Raw genomic sequence first — 16,286 nt, 5'->3', positions numbered from 1 at the left:
GAATTCTCCTGATGGGATCGTAAGATGCAGGGTCAGCGCCGATAACACCTGCTCGCTGGCGGGCCTGGCCATGGAAAACCACATGCATGAATTCGTTGTTGTTCGTCGTTCCATTCTTGCCGCACTCGACCGCGGTTTGCGCGCTTTTGTTCCCCTGTGCCTGCTGTTCCTGCTCAGCGGTTGCACCAGCGTCGGCTATTACGGCCAGCTGATGCAGGGCCAGTGGCAGCTGTTGCAGGCACGCGAGCCGGTCACGCGGATCATCGCAGACCCCGCGCGCGACCCGCGCCTGCGCGAGCAGTTGCAGCGTGCCCAGGCCGCTCGCGATTTCGCCAGCGTGCATCTGCACCTGCCGGACAACCGCAGCTATCGGCTGTATGCCGACATCGGTCGGCCGCTGGTGGTGTGGAACGTGTTCGCCACGCCCGAGTTTTCCCTCGCCCCGTTGACCCACTGCTTTCCCATCGCGGGGTGCGTTGCCTACCGCGGCTACTACAGCCAGTCCGGCGCGCGGGGCGAAGCGGCGCTGCAGAAGCTGGCGGGCCGGGATGTGTACATCGGCGGCGTCGAAGCCTACTCGACCTTGGGCTGGTTCGATGATCCGATTCTCAACACCATGCTGGGCTGGGGCGACGAGCGCCTGGCCACGCTGATCTTCCATGAGCTGGCGCATCAGCGCGTGTATGTGCAGGACGACACCGAGTTCAACGAGTCCTTCGCCACCTTCGTCGAGCAGGAGGGCACTCGGCAGTGGCGGGCCTGGCGCGGTTTGGCAAAGGCGGCAGGCACACCTGCACTACAACGTGAGCAGTTCACCCGGCTGGTGCTCGAGACCCGCGAACGCCTGGGTGCGCTGTACGCACAGCCGCTGTCGGCGGAGGCCATGCGCGCAGGCAAGGCTGCCGAGTTCGAGCACCTGCGCCGCGAGTATCGCCAGTTGCGCGATGGACGCTGGGGTGGCGACCGGCGTTTCGATGCCTGGATGAACGGGCCGATGAACAATGCCAAGCTGCTGCCGTTCGGATTGTACGACCAATGGGTGCCGGCGTTCGCCGGCCTGTTCCGGCAGGTCAATGGTGATTGGCAGGCGTTCTATGCCCAAGCGGAAAAGCTGGGCAAGTTGCCGATGGACCAGCGCAGGACCGAGTTGAATCGGTTGGGCAGATGAAGGTTGCAGTGGTTTCTCGGGCCCTTTCGCGGCCACTGGCCGCTCCTACACGAAGCCTTGCGTAACCCGGTATCTATACCGCTGCACGAATCCCCGTAGGAGCGGCCACTGGCCGCTCCTACACGAGGCCTTGCGTAACCCGGTATCTGTACCGCTGCACGAATCCCCGTAGGAGCGGCCAGTGGCCGCGAAGAGGCCCGCGCCTTCACCGCATCATCCCGCGCCTTGCAAGAACGCCTCATGCAGCGCCTGCAACGTATCGAAATGATACGTCGGATTTTCCAGGACCAGCTCTTCCCGCGAGCCGAACCCATAGCCCACCGCCGCGCAATCCAGGCCATTGAGGCGGGCGCCGATCAGGTCATGCTTGCGGTCGCCGACCATCAAGGTCTGCGTCGGCTGCAGCCCTTCCTGCTCGAGGATATGAGCGATCAGTTGCACCTTGTCGGTTCGCGTGCCGTCGAGCTCGCTGCCGTAGATGACCTTGAAGTGCCTGGCGAAATCGAAATGGCGGGCGATTTCCCGGGCGAACTCCCAGGGTTTGGACGTGGCGATGTACAAATGCCGACCCTGCGCCTGCAATGTTTCGAGCAACGCGATGACACCGGCGAAGATCTGGTTTTCGTACAGGCCCGTGACGCGGAAACGCTCGCGGTAGTAATTCACTGCCTGCCAGGCACGGGCTTCGTCGAAACCATAGGCGTGCATGAACTGCTCCAGCAGGGGTGGGCCAATGAAATGCTCCAGGTTGCGCAGGTCGGGTTCGTCGATGCCCAGTTTGGCCAAGGCATACTGGATGGAGCGGGTGATGCCCTCGCGCGGGTCGGTCAGGGTGCCGTCGAGGTCGAACAGGATATTTTGATAGTGCACGGAATCAGTCCTTGTCGAAGCCTTCGGCCAGGTGTTGGTCCTTGAGCTTCACGTAGTTGCCAGCGGTGTAGGTGAAGAACGCGCGTTCCTTGTCGGTCAGCGGCCGCGCCTGCCGAGCCGGGCTGCCCACGTACAGGAAGCTGCTGAGCAGGCGCTTGCCCGGCGGCACCAGGCTGCCGGCGCCGATGATCACGTCGTCTTCCACCACCGCGCCGTCCATGACGGTACTGCCCATGCCGACCAGAATGCGATTGCCCAGGGTGCAGCCGTGGAGCATGACTTTGTGTCCAATGGTGACATCATCGCCGATCAGCAATGGAAAACCGTCCGGATTGAACGGGCCGGCATGGGTGATGTGCAGCACACTGGCATCCTGCACGCTGGTGCGCTTGCCGATGCGGATGCGGTGCATGTCTGCGCGCACCACGGTCAGCGGCCAGATCGAACTGTCGGCGCCGATCTCGACGTCGCCGATGACCACCGCCGAGCGGTCGACGAAGGCGCGTTCGCCAAGGCGCGGCGTATGCTGCTGGAATGTGCGAATAGCCACGATAGGCATCCTCTGTGTTGTCGATAGCTGCGGTGAATCGCAATTGTAATTAAGATGTCCCAGTGTTTCTTCAATAGCCAAGGTGTTTAACCGTGAGCGCGAATCCCCTTCTGCAGTCCTACGACCTGCCGCCGTTCTCGGCGATCCGTGCCGAGCACGTACAACCGGCGATTGAACAGATCCTGGCCGACAACCGCGCGGCCATTGCCCACATTCTGCAAACCCAGGGCAGCCAGCCTACCTGGGCCGGCCTGGTGCTGGCCATGGACGAGCTGAACGACCGCCTGGGCGCCGCCTGGAGCCCGGTCAGCCACCTCAATGCCGTGTGCAACAGTGCCGAACTGCGCCAGGCCTATGAAGCGTGCCTGCCAGCGCTCAGTGCCTACTCCACCGAGCTGGGCCAGAACCGCGAACTGTTCCAGGCTTTCGAAACCCTGGCCAACAGCCCTGAAGCTGCGAGCTTCGACGTTGCCCAGAAAACCATTCTGGAGCATTCGCTGCGCGATTTCCGCCTGTCCGGTATCGATCTGCCGGTGGATCAGCAGCAGCGCTACGCACAGGTACAGAGCAAGCTCTCGGAACTGGGCAGCCGTTTCTCCAACCAGCTGCTCGATGCCACCCAGGCCTGGACCAAGCACGTCACCGACGAAGCGGTCCTGGCTGGCCTGACCGATTCGGCCAAGGCGCAGATGGCTGCAGCGGCGCAGGCCAAGGGCCTGGACGGCTGGCTGATCAGCCTCGAGTTCCCCAGCTACTACGCGGTCATGACCTACGCTCACGACCGTGCCCTGCGTGAAGAACTCTACGCGGCCTACTGCACCCGCGCGTCGGACCAAGGCCCCAATGCTGGCCAGAACGACAACACGCCGGTGATGCGCGAGATCCTCGACCTGCGCCAGGAGCTGGCGCAGCTGCTGGGCTACGTCAGCTATTCGGAGTTGAGCCTGGCCACCAAGATGGCCGAATCGACCGATCAGGTGTTGACCTTCCTGCGTGATCTGGCTCAGCGCAGCAAGCCGTTCGCAGCCCAGGATCTGGAACAGCTCAAAGCCTACGCCGCCGAACAGGGTTGTGCCGACCTGCAAAGCTGGGACAGCGGCTTCTATGGCGAAAAGCTGCGCGAACAGCGCTACAGCGTTTCCCAAGAGGCGCTGCGCGCCTACTTCCCCATCGACAAGGTGCTGGGCGGCCTGTTCGCCATCGTGCAGCGCCTGTACGGCATCGAGATCGCCGAGCAGAAAGGCTTCGACACCTGGCACCCCGATGTACGCCTGTTCGAGATCAAGGAAAACGGCCAGCACGTAGGCCGCTTCTTCTTCGATCTCTATGCGCGCGCCAACAAGCGCGGCGGCGCCTGGATGGACGGCGCGCGCGACCGGCGTCGCACCGAGGCCGGCGAGTTGCAGAGCCCGGTGGCCAATCTGGTGTGCAATTTCACCCCGGCCGATGCCGGCAAGCCCGCGCTGTTGACCCACGATGAAGTCACCACCCTGTTCCACGAGTTCGGCCATGGCCTGCACCACCTGCTGACGCGGGTCGAGCATGTGGGCGTCTCGGGTATCAACGGCGTGGCGTGGGACGCAGTCGAGTTGCCCAGCCAGTTCATGGAAAACTGGTGCTGGGAACCCGAAGGCCTGGCCCTGATTTCGGGTCACTACGAAACCGGCGAGCCTTTGCCCCAGGACCTGCTGGAGAAGATGCTGGCGGCGAAGAACTTCCAGTCCGGCTTGATGATGGTCCGGCAGATCGAGTTCTCGCTGTTCGACTTCGAGTTGCATGCGTCCCACGGCGACGGCCGCAGCGTGATGGAAGTGCTCGACGGTGTCCGCGACGAGGTTTCGGTCATGCGTCCACCGGCCTACAACCGCTTTCCCAACAGCTTCGCGCACATCTTCGCCGGCGGCTACGCGGCCGGTTACTACAGCTACAAGTGGGCCGAAGTGCTGTCGGCCGACGCGTTCAGCAAGTTCGAGGAAGACGGCGTGCTCAACGCCGACACTGGCCGCGCGTTCCGCGAAGCCATTCTGGCCCGTGGTGGGTCGCAGGCACCGATGGTGCTGTTCGTCGACTTTCGCGGTCGCGAGCCCTCCATCGATGCGCTGCTGCGCCACAGCGGGTTGAGCGAGGAAGCGGCAGCATGATCACCAAGAAACGCTTCATCGCCGGGGCCGTCTGCCCGGCCTGCAGCGAGCCGGACAAGCTGATGATGTGGAGCGTCGACGAAGTCCCGCATCGCGAGTGCGTGGCCTGTGGCTACAGCGACACGCTGAACGCGCAGGGCCAGTCGGTGCCCAGCGAGCTGGGCACGCGGGTCAACAAGGTCGCCGTCAAGGTTGCCCGGCCCACGTCGCAACCGGTGCAGTTCTTTCCCAACCCCAAGCTCAAGAAGCCTTGAGCCAGGCGTGCCGCCGACTTGCCGCAAGGGCAGGCCGACGGCAATAGCCGGCTACCACGTCATGCTTCGTTCCCGTTCCTAGACTGGCGCGCCACTCAGGCGTCATTCAAGGAATCGAACATGACCGCTGCGCACCTCGCTGCACTCCCCGCCCTGCTTGCCGAAAACCCCCTGCTGGGCCATCACGATGTGATCCCCTACCACTTGATCAGGGCCGAACACGTCGAGCCGGCGATCGAGCATGTGATCCAGACCAACCTCCGGCAGCTGGCGCAATTGCTCCCCGAGCAGCTCGCGGCACCTACATGGGAAGGCTTGGTCAAGCCATTGGAAGACATGCACCAGCGCCTGCTGGCGGTGCTGCAGCCCGAGCAGTTGCTCAGTCGTCATCAGCACTTGGCGGTGATCGACGCCTATGCGCGCTGCCGCGATCGGGTGCAGGCCTATGAATTGGCCATCAAGCACAACCGTACCGTGCATGCCGTGCTGCAGCTGTTGCAGCAGAGCCCGCAGGCGCTCGATTTCGATCCGACCCAGCAGGCTGCATTGAACCATGCGTTGCGTGCTTCGCGCCTGGCCGGGGTAGGCACACAGCCGTCGATCCAGAAGCGCATTGGGCGTCTGCAGATGGAGCTGGCCGGGTTGTACCAAACCTTTGCCGACAACCTGAGTGCAGCCAGCGAAGCCGGGGCCTTGGCGTTCGACAACGAAACCGCTCTGGCAGGCATTGCTCCCGCGGTACTTGCCAGCATGGCGCTATGCGCGCGCGAGGCCGGCCAGTCGGGCTGGCGGCTGCCACTGGAGCTGCCGCTGGTGCTGGCGGTATTGAGCCAGGCTCATGACCGCGCGCTGCGCGAGCAGGTGTACCGCGCCTTCTACACCCAGGCTTCGGAGCAAGGCCCGCAGGCCGGAACCTATGACAATGGACCGGTGCTGCAACGCATCCTTGCCGCCCGCGCCGAGCTGGCCGAAGCGGGTGGCTATCGCAGCTATGCCTCGCTGGCCCAGGCCACGCGCATGTTCGACGAGGCCGCGGACGTGGAGCAGCTCTTGCTGCAATTGATCGACAAGGTCCGCCCTGCGGCGCAGGCGGAGTTCGCCCCGCTGCAGGAACTGGCCGCGCTGTTCGGAGTGCCGGCGCTGCAGCCCTGGGACTGCAATTACTATCAGGAGAAATACCTGCAGATCCATCATGGGGTGACAGAGCTCAAGGTGCGTGAGTACTTTCCCGTGCAGGCGGTGCTCGATGGGCTGCAGCGTCTGCTCGAGCAGCTGTTCGACGTGCAGTGGCTGCAATGCCCGCCAGCACCGCGCCAGCCTGCATCGGTGCACCTGATTCAACTCAGCGAGCAGGGACAGGTCTTGGGCCATATCTACCTGGACCTGCACACTCGGCCGAAGAAACGCGCGGGTGCCTGGATGGAAGCCCTGCGTGACCGCCACCGTTTCGCCGATGGTCGGCTGCAGCTGCCCATCGCCCACGTGGGGTGTGATTTCGCCGCCGACACGCCAGCGTTTCCCTGCCTGCTGAGCCTGGGCGACATCCAGACGTTCTTCCACGAGCTGGGGCATGCGCTGCACCATGTACTGACCCGCATCGACCATGGCAGCGTCTCTGGCATCAAGGGCGTGGCCGAAGATGCGGTGGAATTGCCCAGCGGCGTGTTCGAGCACTGGGCCATGCAGCCTGAAGTTCTGCAATCGATGTCGCGACATCACCGGACCGGCGAAGCCATCGGTACCGCCTTCGTCGAGCGGGCGCTCGCGGCCCAGGCCCGCTTTCGTGGCCAGGCCCTGCTGTGGCAACTCGAATACGCTCTGGTCGACTATCGCCTGCACAGCCACAGCGACACGCTGTCGGCGCGGCAGATTGGCGAACAGGTGCTGGAGCAGACGCAGATCGTCCGTCATCCGCCCTATGTTCGTTGGCTCAACACTTTCGCCCATCTGTTCACCGGTGCCGACTACGCCGCCGGGTACTACAGCTATGTCTGGGCGCAGGTGCTGGCCGCTCATCTGTTCGCCCGCTTCAAGCGTGAGGGGCTGTTCTCGAGTCAGGTCGGCGGGGATTTCGAACGCTTGATTCTGGCATCGGGAGGGACGCGACCTTTTGCGGAACTGGTCGAGAGCTTCGCTGGCAGCGAGGCGGGTATCGAAGCGCTGTTGCTCGATCTGGGCATCAAGACGTGAGTCGTTCGAGCAACGACAGAGGTGAAGACTGAGCACAGGTAGGCTGAAACCGGTTTCATTTGCCGTCACAAATGGATACATTTATCGGCTGAACCGTCAGGGCGGCATTTTGCCGCGCCTGGCTTCGTGCCGAATGTGTCGCGTCTGCGCCTTCAACAAAGCACCACCCGCCTCCGGCCGCGTGGTGCAACGAACACGTACCGCTGGGCTGCGCATCGATAAAACCGTATCGAACAGCTGATGAGAACCTTGATGTCCGAGCAAGAAAACAACCCGCGCCGGGATTTTCTGCGCAAAACCCTGACCCTCATTCCGGTGGTGACCGTTGCCAGCAGTGGCCTGGGCGTCGCTGCCCTGACTGCCAATGCCAACGCCGATACTCGCTCGCCAGCCCCCGCGCCTGCCGCCGACTACCAGCCGTCATTTTTCACCGCTGAAGAATGGGCGTTCGTCCAAGCCGCAGTGGCTCGCTTGATTCCGGCGGACGATCTGGGCCCCGGTGCTCTGGAAGCCGGAGCGGCAGAATTCATCGACCGCCAGATGAACACGCCCTACGCCACCGGCGCGCTGTGGTACATGCAGGGTCCATTCGTCACCGACGCCGCGCCGCAAATGGGCTATCAGCTGCAGTTGGTGCCACAGCAGATCTATCGCTTGGGCATCGCTGCCACGGACACCTGGTGCAAGGCTCAATCAGGTAAAAGCTTTGCCGAGCAAGACAGCGCTACCCAGGAGCGTATTCTCAGCAAGATCGAAGCAGGGGAGCTGGTTTTCGAGGAATTGCCAGCTACGGCGTTTTTCAGTCTGATGCTGCAGAACACCCGCGAAGGCTTCTTCTGCGACCCGGTGCATGGTGGCAACAAAGGCATGGTCGGCTGGACGCAGATCGGTTTTCCCGGCGCCCGCGCCGATTTCATGGATTGGGTGGAACGCAACGAGCAATACCCTTTCCCGGCAGTATCGATTCGCGGCGAGAGGGCCTGACATGGCAACGGTAATGAAGAAGGTCGACGCGGTCATCGTCGGGTTCGGCTGGACCGGCGCGATCATGGCCAAGGAGCTCACCGAGGCGGGCCTCAACGTGGTCGCGCTGGAGCGCGGCCCGATGCAGGACACCTACCCCGACGGCAGTTATCCACAGGTGATCGACGAGCTGACCTACAGCGTGCGCAAGAAGCTGTTCCAGGACATCTCCAAGGAAACCGTGACCATCCGTCACAGCGTCAACGACGTCGCCCTGCCCAACCGTCAGTTGGGTGCGTTTCTGCCAGGCAAAGGCGTCGGCGGTGCCGGCCTGCATTGGTCCGGCGTGCATTTCCGGGTCGATCCCATCGAGCTGCGCATGCGCAGCCACTACGAAGAGCGCTACGGCAAGCAGTTCATTCCCAAGGACATGACCATCCAGGATTTCGGCGTCAGCTATGAAGAGCTGGAACCGTTCTTCGATTTTGCCGAAAAAGTCTTCGGCACCTCGGGTCAGGCCTGGACGGTGAACGGCGTGCGCGTCGGCGAAGGCAAGGGTGGCAACCCGTATGCCCCGGATCGTTCCAACCCTTTCCCGCTGGCCTCGCAGAAGAACACCGTGTCGGCGCAGCTGTTCCAGAAGGCTGCGGCCGAGGTCGGTTACAAGCCGTACAACCTGCCCTCGGCCAATACCTCGGGGCCGTATACCAACCCCTATGGTGCGCAGATGGGCCCCTGCAACTTCTGCGGCTTCTGCAGCGGCTATGTCTGCTACATGTATTCCAAGGCGTCACCGAACGTGAACATTCTGCCGGCATTGCGTCAGGTCGACACCTTCGAGCTACGCACCAATGCCCACGTGCTGCGGGTCAACCTGGACAGCAGCAAGCGCAAGGCAACCGGCGTGACCTACGTCGACGCCCAGGGCCGTGAGGTCGAGCAGCCCGCAGACCTGGTGATTCTTGCGGCATTCCAGTTCAACAACGTGCGCCTGATGCTGCTCTCCGGCATCGGCCAGCCGTACGACCCCAAGACCGGCGAAGGCGTGGTCGGCAAGAACTTCGCCTATCAGAACATGGCCACCATCAAGGCTTTCTTCGACAAGGACACCCACACCAACAACTTCATCGGTGCCGGTGGCAACGGCGTGGCGTTCGACGACTTCAACGCCGACAACTTCGACCATGGCCCCCATGGCTTCGTCGGCGGCTCGCCGATGTGGGTCAACCAGGCCGGCAGCCGGCCCATCGCCGGTACGGCCAATCCACCCGGCACGCCTGCCTGGGGCAGTGCGTGGAAGAAAGCCACTGCCGACTACTACACCCATCAGGTGTCGATGGATGCCCACGGCGCCCATCAGTCCTATCGCGGCAACTACCTGGACCTGGACCCGGTGTACCGCGATGCCTATGGCCTGCCGTTGCTGCGCATGACCTTCGACTGGCAGGAAAACGACATCAAGATGAACCGCTTCATGGTCGAGAAAATGAGCAAGGTCGCCCAGGCCATGAACCCCAAGGCCATTGCCCTGCTCGGCAAGAAGGTCGGCGAGCATTTCAACACTGCCTCCTACCAGACCACCCACCTCAACGGCGGCGCGATCATGGGCACCGACCCCAAGACCAGCGCGATCAACCGCTATCTGCAGTGCTGGGATGTGCCTAACGTGTTCGTTCCAGGCGCCTCGGCCTTTCCTCAGGGCCTTGGCTACAACCCCACTGGCCTGGTGGCGGCATTGACCTACTGGTCGGCGCGGGCCATTCGCGAGCAGTACCTGAAGAACCCCGGCCCGCTGGTGCAGGCATAAGGAGCGCAGAGATGAACGTTATCCAGATGGCTGCGTTGACCTTGCTGGCCTGCCTGTCGACCAGTCTGCCGGCCTGGGCCGCCGAGCCCGACGACGCCCTGATCGAGCAGGGTCGCTACCTGGCCCGTGCCGGTGATTGCGTGGCTTGCCATACCGCCAAGGGCGGTGCGCCATTCGCGGGTGGACTGGGCATGGAAACCCCGATCGGCACGGTCTACTCGACCAATATCACGCCGCACGGCGACGGCATCGGCAATTACAGTTTCGACGACTTCGACAAGGCCGTGCGCCACGGTATCGGCAAGAACGGCAGCAGCCTGTACCCGGCCATGCCCTACCCGTCGTATGCGCGGGTCAGCGATGCCGACATGCAGGCCCTGTATGCCTACTTCATGAAGGGTGTGGCGCCGGTGGCCGAGCCGAACAAGGCCACCGACATTCCCTGGCCGTTGAGCATGCGCTGGCCTTTGGCGATCTGGCGTGGTCTGTTCGCGCCCAAGGTCAGTGCCTATCAGCCACCGCCGGGCTCGGATCCGGTGATCAGCCGCGGCGCCTATCTGGTCGAAGGGCTCGGGCACTGCGGCGCCTGCCATACGCCGCGGGCGATCACCATGCAGGAGAAGGCCCTCAGCGCCGCCGACAGCGCCGACTTCCTGGCTGGCAGCGCACCGCTCGAAGGCTGGATCGCCAAGAGCCTGCGCGGCGATCACAAGGACGGCCTGGGCAGCTGGAGCGAAGAGCAACTGGTGCAGTTTCTCAAGACCGGCCGCAGCGACCGCAGCGCGGTGTTCGGCGGCATGAGCGACGTGGTCGAGCACAGCATGCAGTACATGAGCCATGAAGACCTGACCGCAATTGCCCGCTACCTGAAGACGCTTCCGGCAGTGGACCGGGCCGACAAGCCGCATGAATACGATGCGCGCGTGGCCGATGCGCTGTGGAAGGGCGACGACAGCAAGGTCGGCGCCGGGCTGTACATCGACAACTGCGCAGCCTGTCATCGGACCGATGGCCAGGGCTATACCCGGGTGTTCCCGGCCTTGGCCGGCAACCCGGTGCTGCAGACCGAGGATGCCAGTTCGTTGATCCATATCGTACTGGCCGGGGGCACGTTGCCAGCGACGCACACGGCGCCGTCGACGTTCACCATGCCTGCCTTCGCCTGGCGCCTGTCCGACCAGGAAGTGGCCGACGTGGTGAACTTCATCCGCACCAGCTGGGGCAATCAGGGCTCGGCGGTGTCGGCCGGCGACGTCAAGCAGATGCGCGGTGACGACATGAAACACACTTCCGGCGATGACCTGGGGCAGTCCACCAGCCATTGATCGAGGCTGCCGGCCTCTTCGCGGGCAGAGGGCTCGCCGCCCGCCCCGCTCCCACAGGTATGTGAATGGGTGACCATCCTTGTGGGAGCGGGTCTCTGCCCGCGAAGAGGCCCCCACTGAAACCCTTCAGTAAAAGGCCTCCCCCTCAATCGGCATTGAAACGATCACGGCTGTTGCTCAAATGCAGCCACATCGCCGCCCGCGCCGCGTCGGCATCCTGCTTGCGAATGGCCTGGTAGATCGCTTCATGCTCGAGGTTCGCCAACTGCCCCAGCTGGGACAGATCGGCGTCACCTTTCTCCAGCGCATTCAGACGAGTGCGCGGGATCATCGCATCACCCAGGTGCTGCATGATGTCGGTGAAATACGTATTGCCGGTCGCCTCGGCAATCAGCAGGTGAAAGCGTTTGTCTTCCTCCACGCAACTGTCGTTGTTGGCCAGCGAGCGTTGATAGTCATCCAGCGCCTTGCGCATGCGTTCCAGTTGAGCGTCGCTGCGACGCTTGGCCGCCAAAGCCGCCGCCTGGGTTTCCAAGCCAAGGCGCAGCTCCAGGATGCCGCGCACGCTGAGCGCCGTATCGACGTTCAAGCGCAGGCCATGGGCCGGCTCGCGCTGCAACACGAAGGTGCCGACGCCATGCCGGGCCTCCACCAGCCCGGACGCCTGCAAGCGTGACAAGGCTTCGCGCACCACGGTCCTGCTGACCCCGTGCTCGGCCACGATGGCGCCCTCCGACGGCAGTTTGGCCCCTGGCGCCAAGGTGCCCAGGCGGATCTGCTGGCTCAAGGCCTCGACCAGCACATGGGCCAGGCTGTTGGGTCGCTTGGACATCGATGAGCCCCCCTCGAGGAAAAGTCCGATCATACCTTGGGTGTATCACTCAGGCATTGCGCGGGGCTCGGTACGGGTTTCGCGGAATGACCATCGACATCGCCACCTGCTCGCCAAGATGTATGACAACGACGGATGGCATGCTTAAAGCCTGCATAAGCGTTGAGTTTGAATCATGCTGAGTTGTATGATGTCTGCCGACCGAGCACACAGCTGCCGCTCGATCCACACACTACCCGCATAAAAACAATCAGTGGGAGATTTGAATTGTGAGCAATTCAAACGTTGCAACCGGCGATGCCGTCCTGGCCCGCGCCGTCTCGAAAGTGAAGCGTCACGTACTTCCGCTGTTCGTCATCATGTTTATCGTCAACTACATCGATCGGGTCAACATCGGCTTCGTGCGCACGCACCTGGAGCATGACCTGGGCATCGGTGCGGCAGCCTACGGATTCGGCGCCGGGTTATTCTTCATCGGCTATGCCCTGTTCGAAGTGCCGTCCAACATGCTGTTGCAGAAAGTCGGCGCACGGGTCTGGCTGACGCGGATCATGTTCACCTGGGGCATCGTCGCGACGATGATGGCGTTCATTCAGAACGAAACCCATTTCTACATCCTGCGCTTTCTGCTGGGGATCGCCGAAGCCGGTTTCTTCCCGGGGGTGATCTACTACTTCACCCGCTGGTTGCCTGGGGTCGAGCGTGGCAAGGCGATTGCGATTTTCCTCAGCGGTTCGGCCCTGGCCTCGCTGATTTCCGGGCCACTGGCCGGTGCCCTGTTGCAGATCGAAGGGCTGGGCATGCACGGCTGGCAGTGGATGTTCCTGATCGAAGGCCTGGCCTCGGTGCTGTTGTGCTTCTTTGTCTGGTTCTGGCTGGATTCCAGGGTTCACGACGCCAAATGGCTGACCCAGGAAGAGAAAGACACGCTGGTGGGCGAGATTGACCGCGAACAGCGCGAACGTGATGCCATGCACACCGTCAAGCCTACCTTGGGCACCCTGCTCAGGGATCGCCAGATCCTGCTGTTCTGCCTGATCTACTTCTGCATCCAGCTGACCATCTATGCGGCGACCTTCTGGCTGCCCAGCATCATCAAGAAAATGGGCGGCCTGGACGACCTGCAGGTGGGCTTCCTCAACTCCATACCCTGGCTGATCTCGATCATTGCCATGTACGGCTTCGCGGCCCTGTCCGGCAAGTTCAAATTCCAGCAGGCGTGGGTGGCCACGGCCTTGCTGATCGCCGCCGCCGGGATGTTCATGTCGACCACCGGTGGGCCGGTGTTCGCCTTCGTCGCCGTGTGTTTCGCCGCGATCGGTTTCAAGTCGGCCTCGTCGCTGTTCTGGCCGATTCCCCAGGCGTACCTGGATGCACGCATCGCTGCGGCGGTGATCGCTCTGGTCAACTCGGTGGGCAACCTGGGTGGCTTCGTCGCACCGGCCACCTTCGGCTTTCTGGAGCAGAGCACGGGCTCCATTCAGGGCGGGCTGTACGGCCTGGCCGGTACCTCAGTGCTGGCCGCGATCGTGGTGTTCTTCGCGCGTACCCAGCCCAAGCCCGGCAAGCCTGCCAACGGCCTGGCCGAACCCGCGCAGGCCCGGTCGCTCTGACGGGCACGCCGGCCTGCACTGTTTTCGCCAGGCCCATGCGGCGCCTGGCGTGGATTCAATGACAAGGACAACAACATGGAGAAGGAAAACAATATGACCGCGCACAACGCTCCTGTCGTCACCAGCCTGCAAGTCATCCCGGTTGCCGGGCACGACAGCATGCTGCTCAATCTCAGCGGCGCCCACGGCCCGTTCTTCACCCGCAACATCGTGATTCTCAAGGATAGTGCGGGTAACACCGGGGTTGGCGAGGTGCCTGGGGGCGAGCGCATTCGTGAAACCCTGGAAGACGCCCGCAGCCTGGTGGTGGGCCAGCCCATCGGCCAGTACCAGCAGATCCTCAACCGCATGCGCACCACCTTCGCCGCCCGTGACAGCGCCGGGCGGGGCCTGCAGACCTTCGACCTGCGCATCACCATTCATGCCGTGACGGCCATGGAAGCCGCCCTGCTCGACCTGCTCGGGCAGTTTCTCGAGGTGCCAGTGGCGGCGCTGCTGGGTGAAGGCCAGCAGCGCGACGCCGTGAAGATGCTGGGCTACCTGTTCTACGTCGGTGATCGTGGTCAGACCGACCTGGCCTACCGCAGCGAGCCGGACGCCGGCGACGACTGGAGCCGCCTGCGCCATGAAAAGGCAATGACCCCCGAGGCGGTCGTGCGATTGGCCGAAGCGGCCAAGGCCAAGTACGGCTTCAATGACTTCAAGCTCAAGGGTGGCGTGCTGCGCGGTGCCGAGGAGATCGAGGCGGTGACGGCACTGGCCGAGCGCTTCCCCGAGGCGCGCATCACCCTGGACCCCAACGGTGCCTGGTCATTGAAGGAGGCGATCGGCCTGTGCCGTGACCAGCACCATGTGCTGGCCTACGCCGAGGACCCATGCGGCGCGGAGAACGGCTACTCGGGGCGTGAAGTCATGGCCGAGTTCCGCCGTGCCACCGGCCTGCCCACCGCCACCAACATGATTGCCACCGATTGGCGCGAGATGGGCCATGCCATTCAGCTGCAGTCGGTGGACATCCCGCTGGCCGACCCACATTTCTGGACCATGCAGGGGTCGGTGCGGGTGGCGCAGATGTGCAACGACTGGGGGCTGACCTGGGGCTCGCACTCCAACAATCATTTCGACATTTCCCTGGCCATGTTCACCCAGGTGGCGGCTGCGGCGCCGGGTGAGATCACCGCGATCGACACGCACTGGATCTGGCAGGACGGCCAGCGTCTGACCAAAGAGCCGCTGCAGATCGTCGATGGCTTCGTCAAGGTGCCGGCCAAACCGGGGCTGGGCGTGGACATCGACATGGACGAAGTGGCCAAGGCCCACGAGCTGTACAAGGCCAAGGGCCTCGGCGCGCGCGATGACGGCATCGCCATGCAATACCTGATCTCGGGTTGGCAGTTCGACAACAAGCGTCCCTGCCTGGTGCGTTGAACCGCCAGCTGCACCGTATGCCCTCATGACGCGGCTTGCGCCGCTGCTACAGCCGACACCGGAGCGGCTTGCACCGTGGTTGCGGATCGCATGATCCCTGTAGCAGCGGCGCGAGCCGCGTCGGCGGTCCATGTGGTGCATCTGGGAAAACGCGGTGACGCCTGACGCGGCTTGCGCCGCTGCTACAGGGACCGCGTGCTCCTGTAACACCGTTCATCGTCTCGACAACCCTCATCCCCGCGCAATAGACGCCTCGATTCAGGTTCAGTTAAGTTTTCACCGGTAGGGTTAGTGACAAATGACTCACGAGTCATAATCCTGTGTGAATCGTCTCATCCAGCCATGAGCTGTGGGAATTTTTACCCGGTAAACTGGGAACCATCTCAAATCCAGCAAGAGGATGAATCATGAGCGACAAGGATCCTACACCGAGCCATGCCGATACGGCTGAAGCCTCCCTGAAGCAGATCGTCGACGGCTTCCTGCATTTCCATCATGACGTCTTCCCCCAGCAACAGGAATTGTTCAAGAAGCTTGCCACTGCGCAAGCGCCACGGGCCATGTTCATCACCTGTGCAGACTCGCGAATCGTCCCTGAACTGATCACCCAAAGCTCCCCCGGCGACCTGTTCGTCACCCGCAACGTCGGTAACGTCGTGCCACCCTACGGGCAAATGAACGGCGGCGTTTCCACAGCGCTGGAATACGCCATCCTGGCGCTGGGCGTGCAGCACGTCATCGTCTGCGGCCACTCCGACTGCGGCGCCATGCGTGCCGTGCTCAACCCGGCTTCGCTTGAAAAGATGCCAACGGTCAAGGCCTGGCTGCGCCATTCGGAAGTGGCCCGCACGGTCGTCGAAGACAACTGCAACTGCGCCAACGAAGCCGAAAGCATGAAAGTGCTGACCGAAGAAAACGTTATTTCCCAGCTGCAGCACCTGCGCACGCACCCATCGGTAGCCTCGCGCATGGCCAGCGGCCAGTTGTTCATCCACGGTTGGATCTACAACATCGAAACCAGCGAGATCAAGGCCTACGACGCCGAACAGGACTGCTTCCGTCCCCTCGACAGAATGACTACGACCCCGAGCGCGACGCCCAAGGGCCGGTTCTAGGTAGCCGCGTCATTCGTATGACAGGGCCCG

13 protein-coding genes are annotated in these 16,286 nt (G+C 63.0%); 10 read left to right on the top strand and 3 right to left on the bottom strand.

Features of this window, described 5'->3' with window-relative positions:
- Window positions 1–82 precede the first annotated feature (82 nt).
- Window positions 83–1,168 (top strand): aminopeptidase, encoded by a 1,086-nt coding sequence (locus IFT80_RS14765; protein WP_192137794.1) that lies wholly within the window; start codon window positions 83–85, stop codon window positions 1,166–1,168.
- Window positions 1,169–1,381: 213 nt separating this feature from the next.
- Here the strand turns inward: IFT80_RS14765 and IFT80_RS14760 are convergent, their stop codons facing one another.
- Together IFT80_RS14760 and IFT80_RS14755 are read right to left on the bottom strand one after the other, a co-directional pair.
- A complete protein-coding gene (locus IFT80_RS14760; RefSeq protein WP_192137793.1) occupies window positions 1,382–2,038 on the bottom strand; it encodes an HAD hydrolase-like protein in 657 nt (218 codons plus the stop codon).
- Between the two features lie 4 nt (window positions 2,039–2,042).
- Window positions 2,043–2,588, bottom strand: coding sequence for a gamma carbonic anhydrase family protein (locus tag IFT80_RS14755; protein WP_192137792.1), 546 nt, complete (start codon window positions 2,586–2,588; stop codon window positions 2,043–2,045).
- A 92-nt stretch (window positions 2,589–2,680) separates the two neighbouring features.
- Between IFT80_RS14755 and prlC the strand changes: the two genes are divergently transcribed.
- From prlC to IFT80_RS14725, 6 genes are all read left to right on the top strand, one after another.
- On the top strand, window positions 2,681–4,729 hold the full coding sequence (prlC, locus tag IFT80_RS14750; protein WP_192137791.1) for an oligopeptidase A: 2,049 nt from the start codon (window positions 2,681–2,683) through the stop codon (window positions 4,727–4,729).
- The gene (locus IFT80_RS14745) at window positions 4,726–4,983 is read left to right on the top strand and encodes a YheV family putative zinc ribbon protein (RefSeq protein ID WP_043191945.1); all 258 of its coding nucleotides are present in this window, start codon (window positions 4,726–4,728) and stop codon (window positions 4,981–4,983) included. The genes prlC and IFT80_RS14745 overlap by 4 nt, the downstream gene beginning before the upstream one ends.
- Before the next feature lie 120 nt (window positions 4,984–5,103).
- Complete coding sequence (locus IFT80_RS14740) at window positions 5,104–7,173, top strand: M3 family metallopeptidase (RefSeq protein ID WP_192137790.1); 2,070 nt, start codon at window positions 5,104–5,106, stop codon at window positions 7,171–7,173.
- A gap of 252 nt (window positions 7,174–7,425) precedes the next feature.
- Window positions 7,426–8,157 (top strand): gluconate 2-dehydrogenase subunit 3 family protein, encoded by a 732-nt coding sequence (locus IFT80_RS14735; protein ID WP_122480140.1) that lies wholly within the window; start codon window positions 7,426–7,428, stop codon window positions 8,155–8,157.
- Between the two features lies 1 nt (window position 8,158).
- Window positions 8,159–9,943: a GMC family oxidoreductase gene (locus tag IFT80_RS14730; protein WP_122480080.1), complete on the top strand. Its 1,785-nt coding sequence runs from the start codon at window positions 8,159–8,161 to the stop codon at window positions 9,941–9,943.
- Between the two features lie 26 nt (window positions 9,944–9,969).
- Entirely contained in the window at window positions 9,970–11,268 is a 1,299-nt protein-coding gene (locus IFT80_RS14725) for a c-type cytochrome (protein ID WP_244652445.1), read from the top strand.
- A gap of 145 nt (window positions 11,269–11,413) precedes the next feature.
- On the opposite strand, the gene IFT80_RS14720 is transcribed toward IFT80_RS14725, so the two are convergent.
- On the bottom strand, window positions 11,414–12,100 hold the full coding sequence (locus IFT80_RS14720; protein WP_185794595.1) for a FadR/GntR family transcriptional regulator: 687 nt from the start codon (window positions 12,098–12,100) through the stop codon (window positions 11,414–11,416).
- A 266-nt stretch (window positions 12,101–12,366) separates the two neighbouring features.
- Between IFT80_RS14720 and IFT80_RS14715 the strand changes: the two genes are divergently transcribed.
- From IFT80_RS14715 to IFT80_RS14705, 3 genes are all read left to right on the top strand, one after another.
- Window positions 12,367–13,713 carry an MFS transporter gene (locus IFT80_RS14715; RefSeq protein ID WP_425312016.1) on the top strand — a complete coding sequence of 449 codons (1,347 nt, stop codon included), beginning with the start codon at window positions 12,367–12,369 and terminating at the stop codon, window positions 13,711–13,713.
- Between the two features lie 93 nt (window positions 13,714–13,806).
- Complete coding sequence (gene gudD / locus IFT80_RS14710) at window positions 13,807–15,141, top strand: glucarate dehydratase (RefSeq protein WP_244647050.1); 1,335 nt, start codon at window positions 13,807–13,809, stop codon at window positions 15,139–15,141.
- A gap of 407 nt (window positions 15,142–15,548) precedes the next feature.
- Window positions 15,549–16,256, top strand: coding sequence for a carbonic anhydrase (locus tag IFT80_RS14705; RefSeq protein WP_043191935.1), 708 nt, complete (start codon window positions 15,549–15,551; stop codon window positions 16,254–16,256).
- Window positions 16,257–16,286 lie beyond the last annotated feature (30 nt).

It is taken from the genome of Pseudomonas sp. CFBP 8771 (assembly GCF_014841695.1).
GTDB classification, from domain to species: domain Bacteria; phylum Pseudomonadota; class Gammaproteobacteria; order Pseudomonadales; family Pseudomonadaceae; genus Aquipseudomonas; species Aquipseudomonas baltica.
Note: the sequence above shows the minus strand (reverse complement) of the source record. Positions and strands in the feature narration are given on the sequence as shown.